At 39.0% G+C, this 8,509-nt stretch carries 11 protein-coding genes and 1 tRNA gene; 11 read left to right on the forward strand and 1 reads right to left on the reverse strand.

The window, feature by feature from the left end; translation table 11 throughout:
* Nucleotides 1-296: 296 nt before the first annotated feature.
* Complete coding sequence (locus HMPREF9425_RS02435) at nt 297-1,196, forward strand: SPFH domain-containing protein (protein ID WP_002891518.1); 900 nt, start codon at nt 297-299, stop codon at nt 1,194-1,196.
* A gap of 42 nt (nt 1,197-1,238) precedes the next feature.
* Here HMPREF9425_RS02435 and gloA read toward each other — a convergent pair whose 3' ends face one another.
* Nucleotides 1,239-1,634 (reverse strand): lactoylglutathione lyase, encoded by a 396-nt coding sequence (gene gloA, locus HMPREF9425_RS02440; RefSeq protein ID WP_002884456.1) that lies wholly within the window; start codon nt 1,632-1,634, stop codon nt 1,239-1,241.
* Between the two features lie 115 nt (nt 1,635-1,749).
* On the opposite strand from gloA, the gene HMPREF9425_RS02445 reads away from it, so the two are divergent.
* From HMPREF9425_RS02445 to HMPREF9425_RS02490, 10 genes are all read left to right on the forward strand, one after another.
* Entirely contained in the window at nt 1,750-2,643 is an 894-nt protein-coding gene (locus HMPREF9425_RS02445) for an ROK family protein (protein ID WP_037621355.1), read from the forward strand.
* Nucleotides 2,644-2,796: 153 nt separating this feature from the next.
* Entirely contained in the window at nt 2,797-3,891 is a 1,095-nt protein-coding gene (serC, locus tag HMPREF9425_RS02450; protein WP_003096483.1) for a 3-phosphoserine/phosphohydroxythreonine transaminase, read from the forward strand.
* A 12-nt stretch (nt 3,892-3,903) separates the two neighbouring features.
* Nucleotides 3,904-4,461 carry a hypothetical protein gene (locus HMPREF9425_RS02455; protein WP_003096484.1) on the forward strand — a complete coding sequence of 186 codons (558 nt, stop codon included), beginning with the start codon at nt 3,904-3,906 and terminating at the stop codon, nt 4,459-4,461.
* 18 nt (nt 4,462-4,479) lie between these two features.
* On the forward strand, nt 4,480-5,658 hold the full coding sequence (locus HMPREF9425_RS02460; protein WP_003096486.1) for a 3-phosphoglycerate dehydrogenase family protein: 1,179 nt from the start codon (nt 4,480-4,482) through the stop codon (nt 5,656-5,658).
* 58 nt (nt 5,659-5,716) lie between these two features.
* The gene (locus HMPREF9425_RS02465) at nt 5,717-6,211 is read left to right on the forward strand and encodes a methylated-DNA--[protein]-cysteine S-methyltransferase (protein ID WP_003096488.1); all 495 of its coding nucleotides are present in this window, start codon (nt 5,717-5,719) and stop codon (nt 6,209-6,211) included.
* Nucleotides 6,212-6,245: 34 nt separating this feature from the next.
* Nucleotides 6,246-6,599 (forward strand): arsenate reductase family protein, encoded by a 354-nt coding sequence (locus HMPREF9425_RS02470; protein ID WP_003096491.1) that lies wholly within the window; start codon nt 6,246-6,248, stop codon nt 6,597-6,599.
* A gap of 57 nt (nt 6,600-6,656) precedes the next feature.
* Nucleotides 6,657-6,727, forward strand: a tRNA-Thr gene (locus HMPREF9425_RS02475).
* A gap of 153 nt (nt 6,728-6,880) precedes the next feature.
* Nucleotides 6,881-7,255 carry a CidA/LrgA family protein gene (locus tag HMPREF9425_RS02480; protein ID WP_037621357.1) on the forward strand — a complete coding sequence of 125 codons (375 nt, stop codon included), beginning with the start codon at nt 6,881-6,883 and terminating at the stop codon, nt 7,253-7,255.
* Nucleotides 7,233-7,943, forward strand: a complete 711-nt coding sequence (locus tag HMPREF9425_RS02485) for an LrgB family protein (protein ID WP_220428504.1) — start codon at nt 7,233-7,235, stop codon at nt 7,941-7,943. The genes HMPREF9425_RS02480 and HMPREF9425_RS02485 overlap by 23 nt, the downstream gene beginning before the upstream one ends.
* Nucleotides 7,944-8,028: 85 nt before the next feature.
* A partial coding sequence (locus tag HMPREF9425_RS02490; RefSeq protein WP_248687977.1) for an HAD-IA family hydrolase occupies nt 8,029-8,509 on the forward strand: 481 nt, incomplete at its 3' end.

Consider the following 8,509-nt stretch of genomic DNA (forward strand, 5'->3'; position numbering starts at 1 on the left):
CTCTACAGTAGTTTTACCCACTACAGAAATTATAGAGCCATTTTATTTTAAAATTACGGAGAGACTGAAACGCAATAGTTTCAGTCTTTTTCTTACATCGAAAAGTCTCGCCTGTTGCGTACAAGTCTCTCGATTAACAAGAGTTTCCAAGATTTCAGAAGTGCTGACACATAAGAGTTTAAGAAAGTGTCTACTTTACACTATTCTGAACAAACCATGCTATTTTTCTTGAACAACTGTATTACTGTGCTATAATAAAGCAAAGAAATTTTTATGTTTATTTTGGAGGACTTAACATGCAAGCAGCATTTCTCTTTTTACTGATTTCATTCTTGATTATCTTGGGAATTCTCATCAGTATGCTTTATGTCGTACGTCAACAGTCAGTAGCTATCGTTGAACGTTTTGGACGCTATCAAAAAATCGCAACGAGTGGTATCCATATGCGTTTGCCATTTGGTATCGATAAAATTGCAGCCCGTATTCAACTACGTTTGCTTCAAAGTGAGATTGTGGTTGAAACTAAGACAAAGGACAATGTCTTTGTCATGATGAATGTGGCTACTCAATATCGTGTTAATGAGCAAAATGTTACAGATGCTTACTATAAACTCATGCGTCCGGAAGCTCAAATTAAATCATACATTGAGGATGCTCTCCGTTCATCAGTTCCTAAATTGACGCTTGATGAGCTTTTTGAGAAGAAGGATGAAATTGCCCTTGAGGTTCAACACCAAGTAGCAGAAGAAATGACCACTTATGGTTATATCATTGTTAAGACCTTGATTACCAAAGTTGAACCAGATGCTGAAGTTAAGCAGTCTATGAACGAAATCAATGCTGCTCAACGTAAGCGTGTGGCAGCCCAAGAATTGGCAGAAGCAGATAAGATTAAGATTGTCACAGCAGCCGAAGCCGAAGCTGAAAAAGATCGTCTCCATGGTGTTGGTATTGCCCAACAACGTAAAGCTATCGTTGATGGTTTGGCTGAGTCTATTGCAGAACTTAAAGAGGCTAATGTGGGTATGTCTGAAGAGCAGATTATGTCTATTCTCTTGACCAACCAATATCTAGATACCCTTAATACTTTTGCAGCTAAAGGTAATCAAACCTTATTCCTACCAAATAATCCAAACGGTGTGGATGATATTCGTACCCAAATTTTGTCAGCCTTGAAAGCAGATAATAAAAATTAAGCACAAAAATAAGCCAGATCTATACGATCTGACTTTTTTGTTTTATTTTTCTAGGAATTGTGTCAAACGGATAACTTCAATCTTATAGCCATCTGGATCAGTGATGAAGTAGTACATTTTTGGTTTACCAGGAAGACCTGAGAGGTCTGTGACAGTGTATCCAGCCTCTTTATGAGCTTGGTGTGTAGCTTCTAGGTCATCAACGCCAACAGCGATATGACCGTATCCATCTCCTAAATCATAGGCTTCGTGGTCATAATTGTAGGTTAATTCCAACTCGTAATCAGGATCATCTTCGAGTTGCAAGTAGACAAGGGTGAACTTATATTCTGGAAAATCATTGCGACGAGCTTCTTTGAAACCAAGTGCTTCTTTATAAAATTTAAGTGAGGCTTCTAGGTCCTTGACACGGACACAAGTGTGTAGAAATTTAGTCATGTGAGATACTCCTTTTATCTAATTCTGTAAGTTTATGATAGCATTTTGGAACCGTTTTTTCTACTATTGGCTCTTTTATGCTATAATGACGAAAAACAATCTGTGGAGTATGCTTATGACAATTTTAGCGATTGATTTTGGGGGAACACAGGTGAAGTCGGCACTTGTTTCAGAGCAGTTTACCATTGAAAAGAGTCTGCCGACGCAGTCATCTCCACAAACCTTAGAACAAGCTACTGATATGATTGATCAGATAGTTACTTCAGTTGAAGCAGCCCTATCAGGTATAGCTATTAGTGTTCCTGGAACTGTTGATACTGAGGAGGGTGTGATTTATCACGGCGGTTTGTTGAGATTCTTTCATGGTTTTCGTGTCAAAGCAGCCCTGCAAGCCAAGTATCATTTGCCAGTAGCTGCTCTTAATGATGGAAAAGCAGTCGCCTTGGCAGAGCTAGCTACAGGTCATTTGCAAGGAGTGACCAATGGTGCAGCCCTTGTTTTGGGTTCAGGTCTAGGTGGTGGATTTATTATTAATAGTAAACTTTTTCAAGGAAGTCACTTTCAAGCGGGTGAGTTGACCATTCTGTTACCAGTTCAAATGGAAAAAGTGGATTCTTCATTGATGCGAGGCATGATTTTGTCGGCTGTCGGTTTAATCACCAAGGTAAATGAAGTGCTAGGTGACTCAGATTTAAAGGATGGTTTAGCCGCATTTAAGGCCATAAATGCAGGAGATAAAACAGTCTATCCACTTTTTGAAAGCTATTGCCGTAACTTAGCCATTACCATATTGAATCTTCAAACCATTTTTGATATGGAAACCTTTGTTATTGGAGGTGGTATTTCAGCCCAGCCTATTCTTATCGAGGAGGTCAACCGCCAGTTTGATAAGGTTCACCATGAGATTGACTTTATTGGTAAAATTATTAAACGTCCAAAGATTGTAGCCTGTCATCATCATAATGGAGCAAATCTAATTGGTGCAGCCTATTTTCTTAAGCAAGGATAACGGATAGTAAATTCGATTACTTGCAAAAATATACATAAAATACCTAACTTTTTTGTGACGAGCGGCCAATTCCGTTCGTTTTTTACTATTAACACTTTACAATATTCAGAAAATTCGCTATAATGGGACCATTAAAATTTTGGAGGTGTCTTTATGACAATTTATAATTTCTCAGCAGGACCTGCTACATTACCAAAACCTGTGCTCGAAAAAGCACAAGCTGAATTGCTTAACTATCAATATTCCGGTATGTCCGTGCTAGAAATGTCCCACCGTTCTCCAGAATTTGACAAAATCGTTAAAGATGCGGAAGCGACACTTCGCGAGCTTATGGCCATTCCTGATAACTATAAGGTTATTTTCTTGCAAGGGGGCGCTTCAACGCAATTCACAATGGTTCCACTGAACCTTGCTCAAGGTAAGAAAGCTTACTACCTTGTGGGAGGGTCATGGGGTAAAAAAGCTTATACAGAAGCTGTTAAACTTTCAAAAACTATTCCTTTTGAACCAATTCTTTTGGCGTCATCTGAGGATACTGTTTACGATCATATTCCAAGTTTTGATCCTTCAACGATTGATCCAGAAGCCGCTTATGTTCACTTGACTACCAATAATACAATTGAGGGAACATCTATCTATGATTTGCCTGATACTAATGGTGTGCCAATTGTAGCAGATATGTCTTCAAATATCTTAGCAGCTCGCTATAATGTTGAGGATTTTGCTCTTATCTATGCTGGTGCTCAGAAAAATATTGGGCCTGCTGGTGTAACAGTGGTTATCGTCCGTGAAGACTTCCTTAACGACCAACCACAATTGTCTGCTATGTTGGATTATCGTATTCAAGCTGAAGCAGGATCACTTTACAATACACCACCATGTTTCAACATCTATATTTCAAAACTCGTCTTTGACTGGGTTAAAAATGAAATTGGTGGCGTAGACAAGATGGCTGAAATTCAACGCGAAAAATCTGGTCTTCTCTACGATTACATTGAGTCATCTGATTTCTACACAAACCCTGTCAAATATGAAAAGGATCGTTCTGTCTGCAACATTCCGTTTGTTACACCAAGTAAAGAGTTGGATACTAAGTTTGTAGCAGAAGCAGATGCTCTTGGTTTCAAGAATATCAAAGGACACCGTTCTGTAGGTGGTATGCGTGCTAGTGTTTATAATGCTTTCCCACGTCAGGGTGTACTTGACTTGATTGACTTTATGAAGAAATTTGAAGCCGAAAATAAATAATTAGGTAAAGAGATGGAAATTAGACAAGCCTTCCCAAATGAAATTGGGGCTATCATGACTGTGATTGAGAGTGCTAGAACTGCTTTAGCAGAAGCGGGTAGTTTCCAATGGCAAGGGGCTGATGGTTACCCTACTGAAGAAACCATCTTTGATGATGTTCTTAAAGGGCAAGCCTATGTCGGTATCATTGACGGTCAAATTGTTTCTTATGCTGCGGTGGTTACTGATGGAGACCCTGCTTACGACAAAATCTATGATGGAGACTGGAAGCATCATAATAAGCGCTACATTACCTTCCATAGGATTGCCGTTTTGACTGAGGTTACAGGTCAAAGGGTCGCTCAAACCTTTATTCAAGGTCTTATTGAGGGAACTGACGCTCATGATTTTCGTTGCGACACGCATGAAAAGAATCTTGTCATGCAGCATATTTTGGAGAAACTTGGCTATGTCTATTGTGGTAAGGTTCCTATTGATGGTGAACGACTTGCCTATCAGAAAATCAAAACCAAGAGGGAGAAGGCTTTTTATCAAGAAGTTGATGAAGCTACTCACCACGGGATTCATTAATTTAAGAGGAATAAAATTATGGTATTTAGCGTAAAAACATATAATAATATTAACCAAATTGGTTTGAAGGAACTTGGAAATCATTTCCAAATTGATGGTGATTTAGCGGAAAATCCAGATGCTTACATTATTCGTAGTCAAAATCTCCATGATACAGTTTTCCCTGAAAATTTGAAAGCTATTGCGCGTGCCGGTGCTGGGACTAATAATATCCCAGTGGATGAAGCAACTGAAAAAGGAATTGTTGTCTTCAATACTCCAGGAGCTAATGCTAATGCAGTTAAAGAAGCTGTCTTAGCTTCTATCTTGCTTTCAGCACGTGATTATATTGCGGCCAATGCTTGGGTTAACAAACTTAGCGGTGACGATGTGCCTAAACAAATCGAAGCAGGTAAGAAGCAGTTTGCGGGTAGCGAGATTGCTGGTAAGACACTGGGTGTTATCGGCCTAGGTGCCATTGGTGCGCGTATTGCTAACGATGCCTACCGTTTGGGAATGAAGGTCTATGGCTACGACCCATATGTTTCTATTGAAGCAGCTTGGAATATTTCTCACCACGTTAAGCGTGTTTCTGATCTCAAAGAAATCTTTGAAAACTGTGATTATATCACTGTTCACGTTCCATTGACACCTGATACGAAAGGTACTTTCAATGCAGATGCCTTTAGCCTCATGCAAAAAGGAACAACAATCATCAACTTTGCCCGTGCAGAATTAGTAGAGAATGATGCGCTCTTTGATGCTTTGGAAACAGGTGTAGTAAAACGTTACATCACTGACTTTGGAACAGAAGAACTACTTAATAAGCCTAATGTGACAGTCTTTCCACACGTTGGTGGTTCGACGGGTGAAGCAGAGCTTAACTGTGCTATTATGGCTGGTCAAACCATCCGTCGCTTCATGGAAACAGGTGAAATTGTCAATTCTGTTAACTTCCCACGTGTACAACAGGTTTTGAGTGCTCCATATCGTATCACTTTGATTAATAAAAACGTGCCTAACATTGTGGCCCGTATTTCAACAGCAGTCTCTGATTTTAATATCAATATTGATAATATCATTAACCGTTCAAAGGGAGAGTATGCTTATACCCTTCTTGACCTTGATGAGACAGACAAGTCTAAGATTGATGAATTGGTCGCTAAGTTTGAGGCCAGCGACAATATCGTACGAGTACGTTTGATTAAAGGTAAATAATTCAGAAATAAGCTGACAGGAACAAGGTTTTCCTGTCTTTTTTTGTTATAATGAACTTATGTATTATCGTCAGTATTATGTATCCCCTATTGGTCGCCTGTCCTTGGTGGCTGGTGAGGAAGTCCTCTATGGTATATGGTTAAAAGGACAAAATCATTTTCAGTCTGGTTTTAAGGAAGAGGAGTTAGCGGACACCTCAAATCCTATTTTAGAAGTGACCAAGAAGTGGTTGCAGGCTTATTTTAAAGGTGAGAATCCAAGTCCAGATGACCTTCCTTTAGCTGAACGAGGAACAGCTTTCCAACAAAGAGTTTGGTTGGCTTTAAGTGAAATTCCTATGGGGCAAATCAGAACCTATGGTCAGATTGGTAAGGCAATCTCTTGTCGATCCGCACAGGCTGTAGGAACTGCTGTTAGTAAGAATCCCTGGCTGATTCTTATCCCTTGTCATCGTGTTTTGCCTAGTAGTGGTCACTTAGGAAATTATGCGGCAGGAGAGTATGCCAAGCGTTTCTTACTTCGTTTGGAAGGCCTTAGGTTTGCCAAGCCTTAAATAGATAGCTTATGCTAGAGAAAAGGAGAAAAACATGTACACTTTTTATGAATATCCAAAATGCAGCACTTGTCGTAAGGCAAAGGCGGAACTCAATCAATTAGGTTTAGATTTTGAATCTATTAATATTAAGGAAAACCCACCTTCGGCTCAATTTTTAAAAGAGCTTTTGGCGGGGGCAGATTTAGAACTAAAGAAATTCTTTAATACGAGTGGACAATCCTACCGTTCTTTAGGTTTAAAAGATAAGCTACCAACATTGTCTCTTGATGAAGCTATTGATCTCTTGGCCTCAGATGGGATGTTGATAAAACGTCCTATCTTGATTAAGGATGGTAAGGTTTTGCAGATTGGCTACCGTACCCCTTACCAAGACTTAAATTTATAAATAATAAGCAAAAAATCTTGCCACAGTAAATGGAAATATGATAAGATAAAAACAGTTGCCGCTATAGTTAAATGGTATAATAGAGCAATGGTAATGCTCCGTTCCGAGTTCAATTCTCGGTGGTGGCATCTGTGAATGAATCCAGCCTCAGGGTTGGATTTTTTTTATATTCAAAGAGGCTGATTTATGCCTCTCAATTTTTCAAAAGTATTTACTGAAAACTCTTGAAATTCAAAAAAAAAGGAGTAGACTAATAGGTGATTAAACCTAGGAGGCAAGTCGTGAAATACTACGTTCAATTCATGTTGATTTGTTTGTTTGCCGTTATTGGTGAAGCTCTGTCAACATTCTTCAAATTACCTATTCCTGGAAGCATTATTGGTCTATTCTTGCTTCTTATTGCTCTTCAGCTTAAGTGGATTCGTCTACGTCATATTCATGCAGTCGCAGAGTTTTTAATTGCCAATATGACTATTCTATTTTTGCCAGCAGGTGTCGGTATTATGGAACGATGGAATGCTATTTCAGCGAATATTGTCCCTATTATTTTGATTATTATGGGAGCCTTGGTTCTTAATATTGTAGTGATTGCAGTAGTTGTCGTCTTTATCAAAAAACACTTTGAAGGCGATTATGAGGAGGTTAATCGTGGCTAATTTTTTTAACACACCTTTGTTTGGGCTAACACTTTCTGTACTAGCTTACACAATAGGACTTTTGATTTATCGCCGTTTTCCTAATCCTTTGACAACGCCTCTTCTTGTATCGACTGCCTTGATTATCGTCATTTTGCACTATACAGGTATTTCCTACAAGGATTACTATGTAGGTGGCTCTTATCTTAACAGTTTGATTATTCCTTCAACCGTCGCGCTAGCAGTTCCTTTTTATAAAAATCTACACCTCATGCGTCATCACTATAAGAGTATCTTGATTGGGTCAACAGTTGCCTGTGTTCTTAACACTACTTATACCGCTTTGATTGCTAAGCTTTTTGGTATGGATTATTTCCTTGCTATCTCACTCTTTCCTAAGTCTGTGACGACTGCCATGGCTGTAGGAATTTCGGAAAAAATGCAGGGGATTACGACAGTTACTCTGGTTGTAGTTGTTATTACGGGTATTTTAACCTCAGTTTTAGGTCCTGTCTTTTTAAAGATGATTGGTATTAAAGATCCAGTCGCTATTGGTCTTTCCCTAGGAGGAACTGGGCATGCCGTTGGTACTGGAACTGCCTTCAGATATGGTCAGGTTGCAGGTGCCATGGGTGGTCTATCAATCGCTGTAACAGGGATTTTATATGTCTTTATTAGTCCTATTGTGGCTAGTTTAATTCTGAGATAAAAAATTAAGGTTTGGATAGGTTTTCCAAGCCTTTTTAGCTATGAAAAACAAGCAAAATCTGACCTTTTATGCTATAATTAAGATTATGAATTATGGAGATTATATCTGGGATTTAGGTGGTACCTTGTTGGATAATTACCAGGTATCAAGCCAAGCCTTTCTAGCAACTTTAGAACAATTTGAGCGTACAGCAGAATTTCAAGCAGTCTATGATGCCCTTAAGGTGTCAACCAGTACTGCCATTGCCATGTTTGCGCCTGATATAACTGATTTTCGAACCCTATATAAGCAAGAGGAAGCCAAACATTTACAAGAACCTGTGCTTTTTGAAGGTGCTAAGGATGTCCTTGCTAAGATTGTGGCTGAGGGCGGACGTAATTTCTTGGTTAGCCACCGTAATTATTTGGTGCTAGATATCCTTGATAGAGCAGAGATTGCTCATTATTTTACAGAGGTTGTAACTTCTGAAAATGGTTTTGCTAGAAAACCTAGTCCAGATAGTTTTCTTTATTTAATTAAAAAATACGATATTAAACATGGCTTGGTCATTGGTGACCGCCAGATAG

It is taken from the genome of Streptococcus vestibularis ATCC 49124, assembly GCF_000188295.1.
GTDB lineage: Bacteria > Bacillota > Bacilli > Lactobacillales > Streptococcaceae > Streptococcus > Streptococcus vestibularis.

Excerpts from the sequence above, each read along its gene's own strand:
- HMPREF9425_RS02445 (WP_037621355.1), top strand. The coding sequence starts at position 1,750 with ATGACAATTTTAGCGATTGATTTTGGGGGAACACAGGTGAAGTCGGCA.
- HMPREF9425_RS02465 (WP_003096488.1), top strand. The coding sequence starts at position 5,717 with ATGTATTATCGTCAGTATTATGTATCCCCTATTGGTCGCCTGTCCTTG.
- gloA (WP_002884456.1), bottom strand. The coding sequence starts at position 1,634 with ATGACTAAATTTCTACACACTTGTGTCCGTGTCAAGGACCTAGAAGCC.
- HMPREF9425_RS02470 (WP_003096491.1), top strand. The coding sequence starts at position 6,246 with ATGTACACTTTTTATGAATATCCAAAATGCAGCACTTGTCGTAAGGCA.
- serC (WP_003096483.1), top strand. The coding sequence starts at position 2,797 with ATGACAATTTATAATTTCTCAGCAGGACCTGCTACATTACCAAAACCT.
- HMPREF9425_RS02460 (WP_003096486.1), top strand. The coding sequence starts at position 4,480 with ATGGTATTTAGCGTAAAAACATATAATAATATTAACCAAATTGGTTTG.
- HMPREF9425_RS02455 (WP_003096484.1), top strand. The coding sequence starts at position 3,904 with ATGGAAATTAGACAAGCCTTCCCAAATGAAATTGGGGCTATCATGACT.
- HMPREF9425_RS02485 (WP_220428504.1), top strand. The coding sequence starts at position 7,233 with ATGAGGAGGTTAATCGTGGCTAATTTTTTTAACACACCTTTGTTTGGG.
- HMPREF9425_RS02435 (WP_002891518.1), top strand. The coding sequence starts at position 297 with ATGCAAGCAGCATTTCTCTTTTTACTGATTTCATTCTTGATTATCTTG.